Below are 20,486 nucleotides of genomic sequence, written 5' to 3'. Positions count from 1 at the left end.
CAAGAAGACGCCCACCAATCGAACCAGGATTCACAACATCAAATACGCACAAACAGGGGGCACTCATTTGCCACCCTGAAAAGTTCAACTCACTCAAGATGCTCAGTCACCGTTGTCGTTAACGCACACTCCTCGTGGATTCACGAACAATAAGCTCACCTGGAATCTCCACATAACGATTCCAGTTCTCCGTATGTCCGTTCCCCTCCACAAGGTCATTGATCTTGGCTTCAAGAAGCTCAAAGGATTTCATGCCCACCAAACGGAAATCCTGCCTTATCGTAGTAAGTTCCGGATTCCAGATACTCCCAATCGGATGGTCATCGAATCCAGCAACGCTGACATCTTCAGGCACTTTGCGCCCGGCATCATTCAGACCACGGATAATGCCCATAGCCAACTCATCATTGCCCGCAAAAATCGCGGTTACCTCCGGATCGGCACCGAGTTTTCGCCCGATCTCACGACCGCTCCCGGGATTCCATTCAGCTTCAATGGGAACAGTGGTCGGCACGCCGGCCTCCTCGCACGCTCGGCGCCATCCGCTAAGACGCGTGTAATCACCGCCATCACCGGGAATCGCCACGTGATATACGGTTCTGTGGCCCAGTGAAAGAAGATACTTAGTCAGCTCATACCCGCTTTCCCTCTCACACAATGAAATCTGGGCCGTCTCTTTCTCCCGCCCACCGGCAATCAGTACCGTGGGGAGGTCGGATGGCAGATATGCGAACGCATCGTTGCCCACCTGATCGAAGTTGAGAAGGATCACACCCGCAGGATTTTGATCCAAGCTTGATTGCACACTTGCCCTAAGCTTGCTACGGCTGGTGTCCGACAAAATCTCGATGGCCAACGAATACCCGGCAGCTCTTGCACTTTCTTCAATGCCTTCAATGCAGTGTGATTGGCCGTACAGCGTCGTATTCGTAGACAGAACCGCAATCGATTTTGTCCGCTCCTTCACCAAGGCTCGAGCGATTGGATTCGGCCTATACCCTAGCATTTCTATCGCTTTGGCGATTTTCTCACATTTCTCGTCGCTAACGCGCTCCCGATCATTGAGGTAGCGCGATACCGTAGGAACCGATACTTGCGCCAAGGCAGCAACATCTTTGATTGAGGCTGCTTTCGTCTGCCTTGCACCCCGGGCCATACTTCCCCTTTCGCCATCGCGTCCCACTAGAAAATCCGTACCTATTCATCATATAGTTCCAAATTCAATGATGAAAAGCACCGAAAATACTACTGGACGGATTTGTAGGTGGGTATCGATATCTCACCCACAAATCTACTTCACGGCTCCGCCTGTAATGCCGCTAATGATCTTCTTCTGAGCCAGCGCGAAAATAATCAGGAGCGGGAGGCTCATCAAAATGATGTAAGCGAAAATCAAATGCCAATTGTTGAGATACAAGCCGGCGCTAGCCACGTTATACAGATTCAAAGGAAGGAGATCCATCTTGCCCGACAGGATAAACAGCGAATAAAACACATCATTCCAGATGTACAGGGTTACCAAAATCGTCGCGGTAGCGAGAGTAGGACCGAGCAACGGCAGAATGATGGTAAAAAAGATTCGTATCGGCTTAGCACCATCCACACGCGCCGCTTCCTCGAGCGACACCGGAATGGTACGGATGAAACCAGTGACGAAGAAAATTACCGTCGACATGTAGATGCCCACATATACGCCGACCATACCCACTGCGGTGCCGGACAGGCCGATGATCTTCAGCAGCATCATCACAGTGACCACGGCCGGAGGAAGAATCAGACCGGAGATGCCCAACGCATACACAACGGCAAGCAGCTTGGTCGTCCGTCTCGCGAGAATCCACGAGGCCATCGAACCGAACAGCAGTGCGAGGAACACCGACGGAACGGTAACAACGATGGATCCGAAGAACGCGGCAATCATTTTACCGTCCACCAATACCGTTTTGAAGTTCTCCAGAAGATGCCACTGACTTGGCAGACTCATATTAGGGACCACAGCTTCCGCTTGAGTTTTCCCTGCTGTAACCACCAACAGCCAGAAAGGAATGCCGAGAAGTACTATCATCACCACGAAAACCATGATGGCGTGGAAGATGGCATGCCCTTTGGAAGGTCTATTGACCGTGACGGAATCATTGGTCTTGGGCGCTGCGCCATACGTTGCGGATGTCATAGGATTTTCGCTTCCCTTCTGCGCAGATACCAAATGAGCGGCACTGCGATGATCATAACCATAATGAACAGAACAAGACTCATCGTCGTGGACTGCGAATACAGTCCTTGACCGAATGTTCTCCAGATGAAGATATTGATGATTTCGGTAGTGCTTCCAGGACCGCCCTGCGTTGTTGCCTGAACGATGTCGAAACCGTTCATGGAGCCAAGTAAAGACGTCGCCACATTAAAAGTGAAAGCCGGTGCAAGAAGCGGAAATTTGATACGCCAGAAGGTCTGCCTACGGGTCGCTCCATCAATGGCCGCCGCCTCTATTACGTCAGAATCGATGGTTTTGAGCCCAGCCAGAAAGATGAGCATTGACAGTCCCATCCACTTCCATCCATGGATTGCGGCTACGACGATAATCGTCCATATCGTAGATCCCAGCCACGCCACATCGATATTCGCACCAAGCAGGAAGGATAGAATCTGGTTCAAAGCCCCATCGGACTTGAGTACCGCCTGCCAAATATAGCCAACCGCCAAAGCGGACATGATGACGGGAATGAAGAACATAGTCCTAGCGAAGCGATTGATTCTAGTGTCCTCCTCAAGGAAAACCGCAAGCATTAATCCGAATGTGTTTTGGAAGATCGCGACCAGCAAAGCATAGATTAGTGTAATACGGAGGTCACGCAGCAGATTTCCCGACCTGAAGAGATCTACGAAATTGGAAAGACCTACGAACGATATCGTCTTGGAATAAGCAGACCAATTCGTGAAGGCGTAAATAAGGTTGAGAATAGTCGGAACAAAGAAGAAGATGAGTAGCATCACATAAGCCGGAATGAGATAACGAACTGGATAGTTCTGCCGCATAAGCACCTTTTGACTCTTGTTTCTTTTCTTCTTCTCTGGTCTGGGCACCGCACGTGCCACTGCTTGTGCTGACATTGTTCTTCCCCTATCGATTGTGGCTGATGGGTGTGGGGCACCAGATTTGCGGTGCCCCACCGTAATTACTTGGATTTCTTTCAGAACCCCTTGATCCCTTGCGCCTTTGCAAGTTGAGCAAATTGATCCTGAGTCGCTTTCGCTACATCGGTTGCGGACTTGGTGCCATTGATCATATCGGCCAAGTTGATATAGAGATCCGGATTCGCCACGGCCAAGGATTGCATGGAACCGACGGAATCCTTGATGGAATCTGCCGAGTCAAGCAATGCCTGCGGCACATTGTCAGGCGTGTCCACGTTTTTAATAACGGAGACAATGCCCTGATCCTTGACGAACGTTTCATAATCCTCAGTCATCCAATAATTGATGAACTGTCGTGCGGCGGCTTCCTTCTTGGAATCACTCGTCTTGAATGCGACCACCGAGTTATTCTGTTCCGGAATGACCGTTCCGATGTTGCCCTTGGCAGACAACGGGAAGAAACCTATGTTCTCATCAAGTGCCGCCTTGTCATTGTCCGCCAACGCGGCAATCTGGTTGAACAAGGAGTTCACGCAGACAATCATGCCTGCCTTGCCTTCCCAAAGGGCCTGAGCCTCATCGGTGTCCTTCGCCGAACCGGCATTCTTGTTATACAACCCCTCATCAAAGAGATGCTTGTAGTTGTCGATGGCAGTCTGAATCGTCTTGTCCGTAAACTTCTCCTTACCGGAATTAACACGATCCCACAAGCCGTCCTGAGCAGCCTCGGCAAGCTGAATCTGAACGGAGTACTGGGTTCCCCACTGAGATCCACCCATCTCGAACAGCGGAGATTCGACTCCGTCGATATTGGCGTCCTTGATCTTTTTGGCTACTGCCACGTACTCATCCCAACCTTTTGGAATCTCCGTGATGCCGGCTTTCTCAAAGACTTTCTTATTGTAGAAAACACCCATCACTGGCGGAGTGGATACCAGTGCCGCATAACGAGTGCCATCGACTACGCCGCCGGCATCGGCTATGCCGTCCGTATAATCGTCCACCCAAGGTGCGTTATCCAGCTTCTGTAGTTTGTCTTGGGCGATGAATCCAGCAAGCATGGACTGAGTGGGTTGCCAGAAAGCAAGATCGGGAGTGTCACCCGTTGTGATCTTGGTCTGGATGTTCTGCTCATATGGGTCAGGAATCGTTTCCAGCTTAACTTTGGCCCCAGTTGCCTTCTCGAAATCATTGACGACCTTGACCGGAATCTTGTTGGAATTCTGTGCAACCCACATGGTCAATTCCACACCGTCAAGCTTTTGTGTGGCAGACGGCCAGTAATCCTTCGCGGAGGTATCCACATCACCATTGCCATCTCCGGCCGTAGGGTTCGAACATCCCGAAAGAACCATCGACAGGGCCGCTCCCATAGCGACCGCCGTCGCAACGTGGGCCTTTGTGAACATCTTCATTGATATCACCTTTCTTTTCTCTTTTATTACAATCCATTGTGTTCGTGCAACGCACTCATACGAACTCACTACGAAAGAAGGGTTTCACCGCCTTTCTCAACGAGTTCGAAAGATCTTGACGCATACATTCCATGCGGAATGGACACGATAAGACTCGAATCAGCTTCTGACCATTTGGCATCCCATTCATCAAAAGCGGGACCAACCGGGAAAATCGTTCGGCATTGAACGCCCTCGCCGTGTAAGTGTGGCAAGAAGAGCGCAACCTCCTTCACCGTTTCCGGAGCGTTCCTCACCCACACGGTGACTATCGTCCGCTGAGAGGCCTTCACACCCAACGCCACCACCGCAGAATCCCACGATGGCAACCCAAGCGGCCAGAGGGGCACCGACTCCCCAATCATCGGCTGCACATGCTCTCGATAGGCCTGAATACCTTGCTGGATAATGTTCTTCTGCCACTCTTCCATTTGATTGATGTATCCGGAAAGGAAGAAACGCCCCAAGAACGTGGTATTGATATTGAACGCCGTCTGCTCCGCATCCATCTCGGCCTGCGGATACGCCCAACTGGCAGCCTGCTCCGGCAGTACCATCAACGGAGCCGTCGCCGCAATAACCGGGTACAAGCGGTAGTCCTGCTGATCAGATGTGGATTGCACCTGGAATCTGGACGTCTGGGCAAAGTCCTCACGCATTCCACCTGAAGAACAATTTTCAAGAATCAATTTCGGATATCTACGATGCAGACCATCAACCCAATCAAGGAAGGCTCGATTATGGCCAAGCAATCCATCCCCCACCGAATCAGCGTGGTAGTCGGTTCCAGCCCCTGGAGAGACGTTGTAATCCATTTTGAAGTACTGAACGCCGTAGTCACCGATCAGTCGATCCACAACGCCATCCAAATATCGGCGGGCAGACTCATCGCGCAGATCAAGGATATACCGCTCCTGCTCAACCACACGCTGCCCGTTGCGTTGGAAGAACGCAGAGTCAGGAAGCTCTTGCGCAACAGGTGATTTGATTCCAATGACTTCGGGCTCCAGCCAGAGACCGGGAACCATTCCCGCCTCTTTAATCGCATCAATCACTTCCCCGATTCCCCTAGGCCCCGGGAATCTGGTTTTTGACGGCTTCCACTCTCCGACGCTCGGCCACCAATCGCCGGAATCGTCATACCAGCCGCAATCTATGACGAAGACCTCGCAACCAACCTGCGCCGCGCTTGAAATCAGCGGCAACAGCTTTTCCGTGGTCGGGTCGCCATTTATCGTATTCATATAGTCGTTGAATATCACTTGGGAAACAGCGGACGACTCATCGACCAACCTTCCGATTCGCCGGTATTTCGTCATTTCCTCAACGGTGGTCTGCATGTCCCCACCCATGACGAACGACGCCGGCACAGTCGCGAAAGACTCGCCTTCCCCCAAATCCTTCATCCATGAATGATTGACGCTCGTAGGGCCGGACAACGCGAAGTATCCATCCACTGTGTTGTCGCCGATTTCCCAACGCCATGCGCCATTATGCTCAACCTGGAAAGCCCACACATTGCCCGTCTCCCGGCTCTCCAAGAATGCCATCGGCACCGATCCGCCCGTAGACCATGTTCCCGTGGAAACGACAGCATGCTCACTGCGCGGATTATGATTCGTAAGCTCCTGACGAAGCACTGGGAACAGATCCGAGCATTTCGTATAGGACCAACGCCCCTCGCCAAGCCAATCATAATGACCTTCAAGCAGGATCCATTCCTTCTTCCAGGTCTCATCATTAGACATCGACCCCATAGGAAGAACGGCACTGGTCACCGACTCAAGAAACACATGCCCCGCCCCCCTGTTGATAACCGTCGCATATGTGCAGACCACGGACGTTCCCGGAGAAATCACATATGTCACGACCACATCGAGAGCATGTTGCTCATCCCTCATTTTGACGTCAAGACATCGCGACTCCCCCTTAGTCCTCTCATCAAACGACAAAAGGACCAAATCCCTGCCGATGGTCGTATGTATCAGCCGATCACATGCGATCCAATGTCCCGTACCGGAGAGGATGATTTCCGCAAGCGGCAGCCTTTGTGCAAAAACCTTCTCCACCATCCCAAAGACGATGCGGGAAAGCGATACATGCTCGTCCGCATTCACTTCGAAGGCAAGAGACACGCTATCGTTTCCCCACATATATTGCCTTTCCATGGGACCGCTCCTTCGCAAGGTCATTCTGTATATTCACCCGATAACGTTATCAAGCAAGACAGTTGATTCAACATTCCCACCCGCACTACAACTTTGCAATAAATGCGAGCTTTTTTATTCGATGACTTAAGTGTACTTCGATAACGTTTTCACATCAAATCAGAGCAACATATTTCCCGCTTTCGCAAACGTTGGATTTACGCAGTTCCCACAGAAGGCGTTCCCAGTCCGACCTCTAGACCGAACCGGGAATGCCTTGGTATCGTTTTCACAAAACTACGACGTTCTTAAATCGCCCATCATCCAAGAGAGCGTCCGACAACCTCCCCAGCCACAATGGGATAGAACACGATCTTGTCGATATTTGGCGCGACACCCCACGATACCGCACCCTGGCCCAATCCCGGGGAATCCCAATTGCCGAACACAAGAGCACCGCCATCCGTCGTAACACTCAAAGTTCTATCAAGAAAATTGGTATCTGAATACGTGTATCTGAATGCATCCCTCGAAAGCTCCTCGCCTTCGTCGTTACCTGCGCGGATCTGCAATCCCAAATCCACAATCTGAGGATTGTAGTCATGGTTTCCGATGAACGCGTCGTTGGAGAAACTCACCACCGCCGAATATCTTCCTGCAGGAACGGTCCCTGCAGGAATCGTAAGAGTTCCCTTGTTTCCCTCAATAAGGTCAGGAGTATTATTCGAGTCCACCGTCACGACTCGAGTCTGGTCTCCCATGCCGGAGGCGCCACTCTCCTGCGTAACAAATTGGTTTCCAAGTCCGGAAACGTATCCATCACCAGAAGCATTGGTTCCCGAAGCGGACACGATCTGCGCACCACCGCCAAGCTGCATATCCTCCGCCTCAACGGATATCGCGGCGCCATCATCACTCAGATCCCTGATGACCATCACATCGCACACCAGAATCGACGAATCACCGGACACAGTGATTTCATTGATGCCCTCGGCCATTGCCACGTTGATGCTTGAACTCTGCAATCCATTCGATTCGGCAACGATCTCGCCCACAAGGTTCCCGTTAATCCGAAGACTCATCACATCACCCTGAGCGGCACGATATTCCAAAGTGACGGTATGGTATCCGCTCTCCCATGCATGCGCGAACACCTTGGCAACACCAGAGTTCAGTTGGGCAAAGCCTTTGGCACCGCTCTGGTCATAGGTAAGGGACGCACCGTCTGTCAGACGGAATTGAGAAGCAGGATATTCGGTCTTATCTATATTCCCATTAGAATCACTCACCTGATACAGGAGGAACTTATCAAGCGTGTTATCCATGGAAGACCCCTGAAGTTGAATTTGATGAACGCCTTCACTAAGTTGCAATTCAATCTCGCTACTACCTCGATACAACCATTTTGCGGCCGATTTCATGGCAAGCTCAGCACCGAGCCGCAGTGTCCCGGCACTGATGCCGTCCACTGCGACCCCGTTCGTTCCAGGGAATCCCGTATTTCCGCTAATCACCTGGAAACGATATGTTCCATCCGCAGGAACATCCACCGTCCAAGTAGCGGTCGAACCTGATTTGAAGCTGCCAACATCGCCGTTGCCTGAAGTCATGAAATAGTTCCATCCATCGCCCCATGGAGTCTTAACATACGTCTGCGCACCACCGGACAGAACGGCATTCTCAGCCTCTTCAACAAGTAGGGCCCGTCCGGTAGAAGCATCATCGACTTTCAGAGCACGATCACTATGAGGAGTGACCACCAGTTGATATGATGCGTATCGGTCAACACTCATTGTGGTCACGTCCAGAGTTCCATCAGAAATATCCGCTCCGGAGACCACATTCACAACTCTTGGCGTGGCCGCAACTCCGTCAGGTCCGGTGAATGCATTCTCCCTAACTTCCACATCTACTGAAGTGCCGAATCTCTCTGTACTAAGACCGGAAAAATGGACAGTGACCGGAATATTCGCCCCAGTGTTCTTTACTTGGTCAGAGTTATTGTCATTGGCACCGCCGTAAAGTACCGTGGCCTTTCTGTTGGTTTGATCTATGGCTGCAATTGCCTGCAGGCTGTCCGCTTTGTTCAGGTAATCGGATGATACTTTGACGGTCCGAGTCCCACGCAAGTCTCCATACCATTTGAACTGCCACCAGCCCGCATTGGCAGAATTGGCCTTGGCCATGTTGTCGGAAAGGTTTCCGGCGTAATTCCAGTACGCGGTTTCCGCCTGCACTTTTTCGCTTTCGAACATCGACTGCCATTGAATCAGCTGACCCGGTACACTCATATCCCGCAGTTCACCATACTCGGTGATGTTCACATCGAGTGGACTGATTCCGTTCTTCTTTTCCAGCGCACGATACTTTTCATAATGCGTACGGAAAGACGACAGACTTCCCTTGCCTAATTCATGCCATACGAACACATCAGGTAATGTGCCTTTCGACTTCGCATGTGCAAGGAAGGCATTGCTCCTGTTCTGCCGATACTCACAGTCGCCAGGCCCCGCAACACGGGCGTGGTCCGCCGTAGGGACGGTTTTGCCGACCTTTTCCCCGGATTTGTATTGGTTCCATATTTTCTGAATCAACTCGTACTCCGAGTCCCAGTCGCTGAGGAATGTCTTGAAGATCTTTGCCTTCGCATTGTCTCCTGACGCGTACCAGTTTCCACCGTCCGGCTCATTGAAAGGAATGAACGTGTACCGGTCGGGATATTCGGTGTTGGCCAGAATTTTGTTAACCACTATTTCGGTTATTTGAGCATAATCCCATACGCCATCGCCACCGGAAGCATAGGTTCCGTAGGTGGGATCGCTTACCGGTACGTCAAGTACATAGGTTCGGTCATCGGACGGACGGCTACCGCCGTTATAGCTCCAATCCGAGTAGTAATCCTGCATGTACACTGCCAGTTCATTACCACCGTTGGAAAAGAACTGATTCTCCAAAGACAACGCGTCACCGCTCGGATGCTGTGTGCCACTTGGAGGCTTCTGGGAGGAATTCTCCACCTGAGCACCGTCAAGTATGGCATTTGTTGGAGAACCGTCATCGCCAAGCCCATAGAGCGTCCCCGAAGCACCGCCACGAAAATCACCCGTTTCGGTCCCATAATCCACATTAAGAATTTGCACCGCCTTATTGCCCTCAGCAGCCATTGCGGACTGAACCACAACGGCACCTCCGGAAATTAACAGCGTAGCGCCAACGGAAACCGAAGCCACCACACGACTCCAATAACTCATTTTCTTCTCCTTTGAATACCCCGCCTGAGCAGAACACGACCATCACCATTGAAAGCCGTATCACAAGTATATCTGTAAAAACGTTATCATGAATTTCTTTTCTTGAAATTTCAAGAGAATTGCAGCATTATGAAATCGTTATTACGATTATTTTCATAGTCCTTCGAACGCTTATGAGATTTCCATGAAACTACGCCAACAGCACAGTGTTTCCAACACACATGCAATCAACCACCTTCAAAAAGAAAAAGGGCTTACTGAAAAATCCAATAAGCCCAAAGGCGGACAGAGCGAGATTCGAACTCGCGGAAGGTTGCCCTTCAACGGTTTTCAAGACCGTCTCTTTAGACCGCTCAGACATCTGTCCAATGTGCAATGCACGAAACGTCAATATAGCACAGCATTCGGAAATCTTCAGCATCGCACACACATAAACAGCGTCGTGAGACGACAATCTCGATTCGTCCATCCAAAAACGGAAAAAGAGGATTCCCAGCCAAGATCCGTAGCGAAACACCGAATCGTGAATCAAAAAACGACGCCAGCACCACGCTGACGCCGTTTTTATCTCAATCGCATGCCAAATTCAGCAATGCCTGAAATCAGGCCTCCCACTTGGTCGGTTCGATGACTTCCTTGCCGCCCATGTAGGCACGCATGGCCTGCGGAATGACGATGGAGCCGTCCTTCTGCTGGTGATTCTCGAGAATGGCGACCAGCCAGCGGGTGGTGGCAAGCGTTCCGTTCAGCGTGGAGACGGCACGGGTGTTGCCGTCCTCCATACGCTCACGGATATTCAGGCGACGGGCCTGGTACTCGGTGCAGTTGGAGGTGGAGGTGAGCTCGCGGTAGCGGCCTTGGGTCGGCACCCAGGCCTCACAGTCGAACTTGCGGGCCGCGGAGGAGCCGAGGTCGCCGGCGGCGGTGTCGATGATGCGGTACGGCACCTCGACCTTGCCGAGCATCTCCTGCTCCATGGCCAGCAGGTGTTCATGCTCTTTGTAGGAGTCTTCCTGCTTGGTGTAGACGAACATTTCGACCTTGTCGAACTGGTGCACGCGGATGATGCCGGAGGTGTCCTTGCCAGCGGCACCGGCTTCACGGCGATAGCAGGAGCTCCAACCGCAGTAGCGCAGCGGGCCGTCGGACAGATCGAGGATCTCATTCTCATGCATGCCGGCGAGCGCCACCTCGGAGGTACCGACCAGATACTGCTCGTCGGGCTCGCGCAGACGGTAGATCTCGTCCGCATGAGAGTTGAGGAAGCCGGTGCCGCGCATCACTTCCGGGCGCACCAGCGTCGGGGTGATGGCCAAGGTGAAACCGTGCTCCTCGGCCTGGTCGACGGCCATGGTCAGCATGGCGATCTGCATGCGTGCCACCTGGCCGCGCAGGAAGTAGAAACGGGAGCCACCGACCTTCACGCCGCGCTCCATATCGATGCCGGCAACGCCACGGCCGAGGGTCAGATGATCCTTCGGTTCGAAGCCTTCCGCCGCGAAATCGCGGATCTGGCCGACCTTCTTGACGACCACGTAGTCGTCCTCGCCGCCTTCCGGAGCCTCCGGCTCGACGATGTTGGACAGCTTCCACATGGCGGTCGTATACTCTTCGGCTGCGGCATCGGCGGCGGCCTTGTACTCGGAGACCTTCTGGGACAGTTCCTTGGTTTCGGCGATCAGCTTGGCCTTCTCGTCGGCCGGGGCCGCGGCGACCTTCTTGCCGATCTCCTTCTGCTGCGCGCGGGCAGCTTCGAATTCCTTCAGAGAGGAGCGGCGAACCTCGTCGGAGCGTAGCACCTCGTCGACAAGTTCGACCGATTCGCCACGCTTACGCTGGGATTCCTTGACAACGTCAGCATGTTCACGAATGAATTGGATATCAAGCATGCCTTTAAGACTAGTGCCGCAAGCCGACAGTGAACATGTACCATCCGTTTTTGCGTGCAACGTGCAGTTTTCGTCGATTTTGTCGCGTCGAATTCACATTTTCGACCTATTTTCGGTGACAATGGGAGACATGCCTATGCCCGTTATCATCTCGTTGCTCATCGTCATCGGCGTGGCCGCAGTGTGCGTCGCCGCCTTCTTCGGCGTGCGCGCGTACAGACATCACAAGTTGGCGCGTCAGCTTGACCAGCGCAGCGACGACCAAGTGCATTACGTATTCGTCATCAACCCTTCGAAGCCGCAGGCCGACCAGCGCAAGCGGCATATCAGGGAATTCTGCGAGGCGAAAGGCCTTACGCAGGTGGACTTCATCGACACGCAGCTCGACAAGGACGGCCGTGTCTGCGCACTCGAGGCCTTGGATCGCGGTGCCGACGTGGTAGTGGCCGTCGGAGGCGACGGTACGGTGCGTACGGTGGCGAGTGCATTGTCGGGTACCGGCCATGCATTGGGCATCGTGCCGATCGGTACCGGCAACCTGTTCGCGCGCAATATGGGCATTCCCGTGGATGACATCGACGCCGCCCTGACCGTGGCCACCTCGCATGGCTCCCGCCAAGTGGACGTCGGCCGTCTCGCCCTGCTCGATGACGAAACCACCGATCATGGCCACGCGTTCCTGATCATCGCGGGCATCGGCTTCGATGCCCTGATGATCGACGACACCGATCCTGAACTCAAGAAGAACATCAGCTGGCTGGCGTATTTCGTGTCGGGCGTCAAGAACCTGTTCGCGCCGAAATACCATGGCGACGTGACCATCACCAGCGAGGACGGCAGCACGCATACCACGCGCGGCCTGTCCTTCCGCACGTTCATGGCGGGCAATTGCGGCCAGATTCCCATGTTCTCGCTGATGCCGGACGCCGTCTACGACGATGGCATCCTCGATTACGAGATCATCGACACCTCCGGCGGCATTCTGGGCTGGGCCAACCTGTTCGGCGACGTACTGCACCAGACGATCACCGGCAAGGCACAGCAGAGTCCGCTGTCCACGAATTCCACGGTGGACCAGATTCAGGGCGTAAGCGCCGAAATCACATTGGAAAAGCCCGTTTTGGCGCAGGTCGACGGCGATATGCTTCCTGAGACGAAGCATATCCGGTTCAGCGTGGAACGTCAGGCACTATGCGTACGCGTGCCGGAAGTCGTCTCCTCGGATGACGATTCCTTGGCCGCATCGGCTGTGACGCGGGAAATGTGAAGCGCCAGATAGGCGATTTCCGCTTCCGTCAGCGTCGCGTTCAACCGCATGCCTACCACGATGGCGAGTTGCCTCGCACAGGCGGTCGCCTGCGGATATGATGCCATGATGGTATCGACGATTGGCTGCGGCTCGTCGCTGAGCTGCTGATGCTGGTAGATACGGACGAACAGATACCGCAGATGTGTGATGAAGCGCCCTACATTGACGCTGTGCTGGTCGAGCGTCACGTCGTAGGTGTTTTCGATGACCGACAGCATCTGCTGGATCACGCCGGTCATGGTGTAGGTGTTCGACAGATCTCCGGTGGAGAAGCCGGCATTGACCAAATGCAGGGCAAGCGCCACGGCCTCGCCTTTTGGCAACGCCCCACCCAGATAATCGTTCATGGCGTTGACCAGCGCCTCACCTTTGGCGTATTCGCCCGCATACAGCGAACGCACTTCCGCCTCGAGCGGGTATTCGATGGTCTGCCCTTTCTGCGACCGCTGGATCGCGCCGCAGATATGGTCGGCCAGTGCCATGACCAGTGTGGGCTGTGCCTCGATCTGCTCGGCAAGCCCGGTACGGGACATGGCATCGGTGACCAGTCGAATGATCTCCGGCGGGATCCCGGCCAACAGTTCGGCCATATGGTCGGGATCCCGGCCGTCCGCAGGAACGAATCGGCGGACGATCTTCGCATCGTCGACATGTTGGCCCGGTTTGGCTTGGAACCCTATGCCACGACCGGTGAGAATCACCTCACGGTCGCCATCCTTGGCCAGCACGACATTGTTGTTGAATACACGAAGAACGTCCACATCGACCCTTTCCTACAGTGACTGCAAGGTCAGCGCTGGATGTCGATCACCGCATCGCCGGCTTCGACGTCGATGCCCGTCTTCGGCGTAACGGAGGCGAATGCAACGGTGTTGAGCACCGTCATCAGCGTGGTGGTGCTGTACCCAGCTTCCTTAACCTTATCAAAATCAACGGTGACGAGCAGGTCGCCGGTATGCACATGCTGGTTCGCCTTGACGGCCACGGCAAAGCCTTCGCCGTTCATCTTCACGGTATCGATGCCGACGTGCACGAGCACCTCGATGCCGTCATCAGTCTTGATGCCAAAGGCGTGACCGGTTTCCGCAACGGTCTGCAGCACGCCGGAGACCGGGGCCACCACGGTGCTGGCGGTCGGCTCGATGCCGACGCCTTCACCGAGCGCACGGGAGGCGAACACCGGATCGCCGGTATCGTCCAGCGTGATGACGTGGCCCGCGATCGGCGCGTTGACCGTGTCGGCGGAAGCCTGTGCGATCGCCGCGGCGGCTTCGTCGGAACCCGCTTCGGCGTCGGCGGTCGCCTCGGCCACCTTGATGGCTGCCGGGGTGCCCTTCGGCGCGGCTGCGGCCGGAGCGGACTCGACCTTGGATTCCGCGGCGGCTCGGGCCAGCACTTCGGCCTTCTGCTCCGGGGTGCGGTAATCAAGGGTGATGATCAGGATGAAGGAGGTCAGGAAGGCCACGGCGATGGAAACCGCATACACCCACATCTGGTTGAAGACCGGGATGGTCAGCAGGGAGGTGAAGGCGAACGCGGTGGTGGTCACGCCATGCACGACTTGGCCGGAGGCGGTGACGGACGGGAAGAACCAGCTGAGCACGGCGATGACGATGCCGCCGAGACCGCAGCCGATCAGCATACGCTTGTAGACCAGCTTGTAACGCAGATGGATGCCATACAGGGACGGTTCGGAAACGCCGCCGAGCAGGCCGGCCGCCAGAGCGCCCAGCGAAGTTGCGCGCATGTCCTTGTCCTTGTCGCGGATGGACAGGAACAGCACGCCGGCGGTGGCGCCGAAGCAGGCGAAGTTCCACACGCCCATCGGGCCTTGGATGAAGTCGTAGCGGAGGGTCTGAATGTTCATGAGCATCAGGGCGTTGAGTGGCCAGTGCAGGCCGAGCGGCACCAGGAACGGATACAGCAGCGGAATCAGGACGGCGAAGACGAACGGAGCGTAGTTGTTGAGCCATGCCAGGCCGATGCCGAGGGCGTTGCCGGCCCATACGCCGATCGGACCGATGATGAATGCGGTGAGCGCACCCACGATGATCATGGAGAAGAACGGCACGAACACGAGCTGTACGCTGTCCGGAATGATCCTCTTCAGTCCGTGGTACACGAGGGCGAGCACCGCGGCCATGAGCAACGGCACAAATACGTTGCCACTGTAGTCACTCAGCTGCATCGGCAGGCCGAAGATGTTGGCGGTGCAGGAGGTGGTGCCGAGAGCCGAATTCTCCACGCACACGGTGGAGCCGAAGGTCTTGGTGTTCATCAGGCTTATGAACTGCGGGGTCATGAGCATCGCCATGATGGAGCCGCCCAGCCACGGGTCGACCTTGAGCTTTTTGGAGGCGTTGTAGGCGACCATGATTGGCAGGAAGTAGAACACGCCCTTCCAGATGGCCTTGACGAACACCCAGCCTGCGGATGCTTCATCGTTCGGGATCACGCCGAGGGAGATCAGCAGGTTCACCAGCGCGATGATGATGGAGGCGCCGAGCAGCACGCCCAGAATCGGGCGGAAGGAGTCTGACAGGTATTCGAAGAAGGAATCGAGCCATGCCACCTTGCCGCGCGCCTTGGAACGGGCCGCCGCTTTCACCTCGGCGTTGCTCATCGGCTTGCCGCCATCACCTGCGGCATTGCCGGAAGCCACGGCACCGCCTGCATTGGCCATTTCAGGCAGATGCATGATGTCTTCGTATACAGTGGCCACGGCGCCGCCGATCACCACTTGGAAGCGGTCGCCGCTCTGCGGAACCGCACCCAGCACGCCCTTCATGTGTTCAAGGGCGTTCTGGTCGACCTTGCCTGCGTCGACCAGTTCGAAACGCAGTCGCGTGGCGCAGTGCGTCAGACTGCGGATGTTTTCAGGACCACCGATGGCGGCGATGATCTGCGATGCGAGTGAGTCAGCCATCCTGATTGCTTTCCTTTCCTTCCCGGATACAACCGTCCCGACTCATGCAACGCTGCTCGAAAGCAACAAAAAAGACCCGAGATACAGCAAAGCATGCCATACCTCAGGTCTTGCGTCTCTCAGTTGACTAGCAACCCTGCATTAGTCGAATCGCTAAGCACGATACACCATTCCCCCATCGCATGCAAATCATCCCGCAGCGAAGCCTGCAACGTGAATCCTTCGCCATAATCCGTTGAACACAATATGGCGCTTACGCGCGCATCGCCCCAAAGCGTGGCAGAATGGGGCTATGGTTGCAAATAATGCGGGAATGCCCGCCACCCCAGAAGATCTGATCAACGTCGACGAGGTCATCGGCAAGTACTATGACGTCGTCCCCGATCCCAGCGTTCCGGAACAGCGTGTCTCCTTCGGCACCTCCGGTCACCGCGGTTCGTCTCTGAAGACCTCGTTCAACGAGGCCCACATCGTCGCCATCACGCAGGCCATCGCCGAATACCGCAAGAAGGCCGGCGTCACCGGTCCGCTGTACATCGGCCGCGACACCCACGCCCTGTCCGAGCCTGCCTGGAAGACCGCCATCGAAGTGCTCGTCGCCAATGGCGTGACCGTGCGCATCGATTCACGCGACGACTTCACGCCGACCCCGGTCGTGTCCCAGGCCATCCTGACGCACAACCGCGCCGCCGACGGCACCCAGCGCTTCACCGGCGAGGGCCTGGCCGACGGCATCGTCGTGACCCCGTCCCACAATCCGCCGACCGACGGCGGTTTCAAGTATGATCCGGTCACCGGCGGCCCGGCTCCGTCCGACGTGACCAATGCCATCGCCGATCGTGCCAACGAGCTGCTCGGCGATTTCCGCAACGTCAAGCGCGTGCCGTTCGATCAGGCCGTCAAGTCCGATCTGGTCGAGCGTTTCGACTATCGCGACCACTATGTCTCCGATCTGGAGAACGTCATCGACTTCGACGTGATTCGTTCCTCCGGCGTGCGCCTGGGCATCGACCCGCTTGGCGGCGCCTCGGTCAACTATTGGCCGCTGATGAATGAGAAGTTCAACCTGACCATCGACGTGGTGCGCCCGCAGGTCGATCCGACCTGGAGCTTCATGACCATCGATCACGACGGCAAGATCCGCATGGATCCGAGCTCGCCATATGCCATGAAGGGCTTGGTCGATTCGCTGAACAACGGCGCATGGGACAAGTACGATCTGGTCGGCGGCACCGATCCGGACGCCGACCGCCATGGCATCGTGTGCCCGAATTGGGGCGTCATGAACCCGAACCACTACATCGCCGTATGCGTGGAGTACCTGTTCGGCGGCAACCGCCCGGGTTGGCCGGAGGGCGCCGGCATCGGCAAGACCCTGGTCTCCTCCTCCCTGATCGACCGCGTCGCCGCTTCCATCAACGCCAAGCTCGTTGAGGTTCCGGTCGGCTTCAAGTGGTTCGTGGATCCGCTGTTCAAGGGCGAGGTCGCTTTCGGCGGCGAGGAAAGCTCCGGCATGTCCTTCCTGCGCAAGGACGGCCGTGTGTGGACCACCGACAAGGACGGCCTGATTCCGGACCTGCTGGCCGCGGAGATCACCGCCAAGACCGGCAAGAACCCGGCACAGCTGCATCAGGAGCAGGTCGAGCGCTTCGGCGAAAGCTGGTACAAGCGCGTCGACACGCCGACCACCCTTGAGCAGAAGATCAAGTTCGGCAAGCTTTCCGGCGACGACGTCGAAGCCACCCAGCTGGCCGGTGAAGACATCACCGCCAAGCTCACCGAAGCTCCGGGCAACCATGCCAAGATCGGCGGCCTGAAGGTCACCACCAAGAACAATTGGTTCGCCGCTCGCCCGTCCGGCACCGAGAACATCTACAAGGTGTACGCCGAATCCTTCGAATCCCCCGAGGCGCTCGACAAGGTGCTCGCCGAGGCCACCGAGGTCGTCGACAAGGCACTGGCCGATTGATTAACCGATAGATCCAAGTAATCATAGGGATCCACACTGCGAACAAGCCCGCCGGAAATCCTCCGACGGGCTTGTTCATGCGTGGAACCTCTGGCACGAAACACCGTCTTCTGGCATGACACACACCCGAAGCGGTCCCCTAACATCACCCGAGACGGTTACGCTTGAACACAAACCCGGGATTCGGTCTCATTGCCAAGGGAGGTACATGATGCGCGTCGCAATCGTCGAGGACCATCCTGCCGAACGACAGCTGGTAAAGACCATGTGCACCGCCTATTTTCGGGACAAGCACGATCTTGACATTGACTGCGGCACCTTCACCGGCACCGACGATTTCATCGAGAGCTGGAAATCCAACCGTTTCGACCTGGTGCTGCTCGACTGTTACCTGACCGACGACGAAACCGACGCGACGGCACCGACCGGCCTGGACATCGCACGCTTCCTGCGACGGCAACGCGATGACTGCCCCATCGTCTTCATCACATCCAGCAGTGACTTCGCCGTGCTCGGCTATGAGGTGCAGGCGACCGGCTATATATTGAAACCGATCAGCCGCGCCAATTTCGACGCGACCATGGATCGCGCCTACGAAACCCTGAGCGAAAGACCACGCGTCACGCATCTGTCGACGGACAAACCGTCGCATGCCGCCGATGCGGCCTGGCAGGTGGCATTCGGCAATCCCGCAATCAACATGGATCGCCGTCTCATCGTCTACTGCCTGTCCAACGCGCATTATGTGGAGTTCACGTTCGCCGATGGCACCTGCAGCAAGATCCGCACGAACTTCTCCGACGTGGAGCGGCGTCTCACCGTCTTCGACAACTTCTACCGCACCGCACGCGGGGTATTGGTGAACTTCGACTACGTGACCGGCATCAGCAACGCCGAATTCGTGATGAAGGGCGGCAAGCGCATTCCCATCACCAAAACCGCGGTGACCACCACCTGCCGCAAATACGCGGAATACACGTTCACCCGCATGAGATCGGAGCAGTGATGAATCTGATCGAACTGGTCGCCGCCACGGCACCTTCCGATATGTTCTTCGCCATCGGCGAACAGATCAACGCACTGATGGGCCTCATACTGTGCCTGATGGCCATGTGGAACCGCATGGAGAATCCGAAACTCACCGGCGGCATCATTCTGGCGGCTGGCACGATATGGTTCATACTGTCCGGTTTCATATGCGGCATGTTCCGGATTCCAACGCTATGGACGGTGTTTCCGACCGGCATCGTCGCGGTACTGGTGTTCAGCAAGGTGACGAACCTGACCGTCTCCAAGGTGATGCTCCTATGCAGCACCGCCGCCTACGTGGTGGCGATCATCTATTATCTGTCGCTGGTCATGGACGTGGCCGTGCTTGGCGAGCAGTCGGTGAACCTGCGCGTCGGCTGGCCGGGATTCATCAATCAGCTCATACTCGACATCCTCGCGCCGCTGTGCCTATGGCATCCATTGCGCGACTCCATCCCATCCACGCTCAACAGTCCCGCCATCAGTCCGTCCTTCTGGCAGCTCATCTGGCTGTTCCCGTTCATTTCAACGGCAATCGTGGTCTGGTGCCTGCCCGCCGACAACGATTCGGTCATGAATGAGCACGTACGGGCACTTGCCTTCACCATCGCCATCGCCTACTCCTGCTTCATGGCATTGGCCTATCTGCTGATCTGGTATATGATCAGGCAGTCCGAACGGTTGCTCGAGGCGACCAAGCGGGAGCATTATGCGGCGATGCAGACCCTACAGCTGCAGCATATGAACGAACGCATCCGCGAAGCGAGACAGATCCGGCACAATACAAGACACCATATTCAGACCCTGCAGACGCTCGCCGCGGCCAACGACGTGGACGGCATCCGCGACTACCTTGAGCAAATGGCCAAACACCGGCTGCTTGCCCCCGAACATCCCATGCAGTACTGCGAGCACGCCTCGTTGAATGCGGTGCTGGTCTACTACTGCGATTGGGCCCGTCACAAAGGCGCCGACGTCGACGTCAAGGCCGCGGTGCCGTCATACATCAGCATCAACAACGCGGAACTGTGCTCGCTGGTCGGCAACCTTCTGGAGAATGCCGTCGAGGCGATCATGATCCAGAGCGACGGCGATAAGAAGCTGCGCGTACGCATTCGTTACAACGACGGACCTCCGGCCTCGCTGTTCATCGTCGTCGACAATTCATACGATTCCTCCGTCACGCAGGTCGATGGCGACTTCGCCTCGAGCAAGCATGGCGGCAACGGCCTGGGCACCATGACGGTGAGGGAGACGGCCGAACGGTACGGCGGCACGGCGGCATTCGAATACGATGGCGAGATGTTCAAGGCGTCGGTCATGTTGTGCCTCGACAAGGTCTGAACCGATACGAGTCGCGCGGCCTCCGTAGGGTAG

General features: G+C 55.8%; 13 protein-coding genes and 1 tRNA gene. 4 read left to right on the top strand and 10 right to left on the bottom strand.

Annotation, left to right across the window (positions count from 1 at the left end):
- Window positions 1-118: 118 nt before the first annotated feature.
- From HMPREF1494_RS01610 to serS, 8 genes are all read right to left on the bottom strand, one after another.
- A complete protein-coding gene (locus HMPREF1494_RS01610) occupies window positions 119-1,156 on the bottom strand; it encodes a LacI family DNA-binding transcriptional regulator (protein WP_034518771.1) in 1,038 nt (345 codons plus the stop codon).
- Window positions 1,157-1,291: 135 nt separating this feature from the next.
- The gene (locus HMPREF1494_RS01605; protein ID WP_229059126.1) at window positions 1,292-2,206 is read right to left on the bottom strand and encodes a carbohydrate ABC transporter permease; all 915 of its coding nucleotides are present in this window, start codon (window positions 2,204-2,206) and stop codon (window positions 1,292-1,294) included.
- Complete coding sequence (locus tag HMPREF1494_RS01600; protein ID WP_003837276.1) at window positions 2,170-3,111, bottom strand: carbohydrate ABC transporter permease; 942 nt, start codon at window positions 3,109-3,111, stop codon at window positions 2,170-2,172. Before HMPREF1494_RS01600 ends, HMPREF1494_RS01605 begins: the two co-directional genes overlap by 37 nt.
- 80 nt (window positions 3,112-3,191) lie before the next feature.
- Window positions 3,192-4,550, bottom strand: a complete 1,359-nt coding sequence (locus HMPREF1494_RS01595) for an ABC transporter substrate-binding protein (RefSeq protein ID WP_003837278.1) — start codon at window positions 4,548-4,550, stop codon at window positions 3,192-3,194.
- A 68-nt stretch (window positions 4,551-4,618) separates the two neighbouring features.
- Complete coding sequence (locus HMPREF1494_RS01590) at window positions 4,619-6,757, bottom strand: alpha-galactosidase (RefSeq protein ID WP_034518768.1); 2,139 nt, start codon at window positions 6,755-6,757, stop codon at window positions 4,619-4,621.
- 299 nt (window positions 6,758-7,056) lie between these two features.
- Window positions 7,057-9,987, bottom strand: coding sequence for a hypothetical protein (locus HMPREF1494_RS11635; RefSeq protein ID WP_051404693.1), 2,931 nt, complete (start codon window positions 9,985-9,987; stop codon window positions 7,057-7,059).
- A gap of 282 nt (window positions 9,988-10,269) precedes the next feature.
- Window positions 10,270-10,354, bottom strand: a tRNA-Ser gene (locus tag HMPREF1494_RS01580).
- Window positions 10,355-10,589: 235 nt separating this feature from the next.
- Complete coding sequence (gene serS, locus HMPREF1494_RS01575; protein ID WP_003837283.1) at window positions 10,590-11,876, bottom strand: serine--tRNA ligase; 1,287 nt, start codon at window positions 11,874-11,876, stop codon at window positions 10,590-10,592.
- 130 nt (window positions 11,877-12,006) lie between these two features.
- On the opposite strand from serS, the gene HMPREF1494_RS01570 reads away from it, so the two are divergent.
- Entirely contained in the window at window positions 12,007-13,143 is a 1,137-nt protein-coding gene (locus tag HMPREF1494_RS01570) for a diacylglycerol/lipid kinase family protein (RefSeq protein ID WP_192917627.1), read from the top strand.
- Here HMPREF1494_RS01570 and HMPREF1494_RS01565 read toward each other — a convergent pair.
- Both HMPREF1494_RS01565 and HMPREF1494_RS01560 read right to left on the bottom strand, forming a co-directional pair.
- Window positions 13,059-13,946 carry a PRD domain-containing protein gene (locus HMPREF1494_RS01565; RefSeq protein ID WP_003842610.1) on the bottom strand — a complete coding sequence of 296 codons (888 nt, stop codon included), beginning with the start codon at window positions 13,944-13,946 and terminating at the stop codon, window positions 13,059-13,061. The genes HMPREF1494_RS01570 and HMPREF1494_RS01565 overlap by 85 nt on opposite strands.
- 29 nt (window positions 13,947-13,975) lie before the next feature.
- Window positions 13,976-16,111: a glucose PTS transporter subunit IIA gene (locus tag HMPREF1494_RS01560; RefSeq protein ID WP_034518762.1), complete on the bottom strand. Its 2,136-nt coding sequence runs from the start codon at window positions 16,109-16,111 to the stop codon at window positions 13,976-13,978.
- A 292-nt stretch (window positions 16,112-16,403) separates the two neighbouring features.
- Between HMPREF1494_RS01560 and pgm the strand changes: the two genes are divergently transcribed.
- The 3 genes from pgm to HMPREF1494_RS01545 all read left to right on the top strand — a co-directional run bounded on the left by pgm (window position 16,404) and on the right by HMPREF1494_RS01545 (window position 20,453).
- Entirely contained in the window at window positions 16,404-18,080 is a 1,677-nt protein-coding gene (gene pgm, locus HMPREF1494_RS01555; protein ID WP_003837289.1) for a phosphoglucomutase (alpha-D-glucose-1,6-bisphosphate-dependent), read from the top strand.
- Window positions 18,081-18,288: 208 nt separating this feature from the next.
- Window positions 18,289-19,086 (top strand): LytR/AlgR family response regulator transcription factor, encoded by a 798-nt coding sequence (locus tag HMPREF1494_RS01550; RefSeq protein ID WP_003837290.1) that lies wholly within the window; start codon window positions 18,289-18,291, stop codon window positions 19,084-19,086.
- Entirely contained in the window at window positions 19,086-20,453 is a 1,368-nt protein-coding gene (locus HMPREF1494_RS01545) for a sensor histidine kinase (protein ID WP_034518755.1), read from the top strand. Before HMPREF1494_RS01550 ends, HMPREF1494_RS01545 begins: the two co-directional genes overlap by 1 nt.
- The last annotated feature ends 33 nt before the right edge of the window (window positions 20,454-20,486 follow it).

Origin of the sequence: Bifidobacterium sp. MSTE12 (assembly GCF_000513015.1) — a bacterium.
GTDB lineage: Bacteria > Actinomycetota > Actinomycetes > Actinomycetales > Bifidobacteriaceae > Bifidobacterium > Bifidobacterium dentium.
This window is presented reverse-complemented; position numbering and strand designations above follow the sequence as displayed.

Excerpts from the sequence above, each read along its gene's own strand:
- HMPREF1494_RS01610 (WP_034518771.1), bottom strand. The coding sequence starts at position 1,156 with ATGGCCCGGGGTGCAAGGCAGACGAAAGCAGCCTCAATCAAAGATGTT.
- HMPREF1494_RS01600 (WP_003837276.1), bottom strand. The coding sequence starts at position 3,111 with ATGTCAGCACAAGCAGTGGCACGTGCGGTGCCCAGACCAGAGAAGAAG.
- HMPREF1494_RS01595 (WP_003837278.1), bottom strand. The coding sequence starts at position 4,550 with ATGAAGATGTTCACAAAGGCCCACGTTGCGACGGCGGTCGCTATGGGA.
- HMPREF1494_RS01590 (WP_034518768.1), bottom strand. The coding sequence starts at position 6,757 with ATGGAAAGGCAATATATGTGGGGAAACGATAGCGTGTCTCTTGCCTTC.
- HMPREF1494_RS11635 (WP_051404693.1), bottom strand. The coding sequence starts at position 9,987 with ATGAGTTATTGGAGTCGTGTGGTGGCTTCGGTTTCCGTTGGCGCTACG.
- serS (WP_003837283.1), bottom strand. The coding sequence starts at position 11,876 with ATGCTTGATATCCAATTCATTCGTGAACATGCTGACGTTGTCAAGGAA.
- HMPREF1494_RS01570 (WP_192917627.1), top strand. The coding sequence starts at position 12,007 with ATGCCTATGCCCGTTATCATCTCGTTGCTCATCGTCATCGGCGTGGCC.
- HMPREF1494_RS01560 (WP_034518762.1), bottom strand. The coding sequence starts at position 16,111 with ATGGCTGACTCACTCGCATCGCAGATCATCGCCGCCATCGGTGGTCCT.
- pgm (WP_003837289.1), top strand. The coding sequence starts at position 16,404 with ATGGTTGCAAATAATGCGGGAATGCCCGCCACCCCAGAAGATCTGATC.
- HMPREF1494_RS01550 (WP_003837290.1), top strand. The coding sequence starts at position 18,289 with ATGATGCGCGTCGCAATCGTCGAGGACCATCCTGCCGAACGACAGCTG.
- HMPREF1494_RS01545 (WP_034518755.1), top strand. The coding sequence starts at position 19,086 with ATGAATCTGATCGAACTGGTCGCCGCCACGGCACCTTCCGATATGTTC.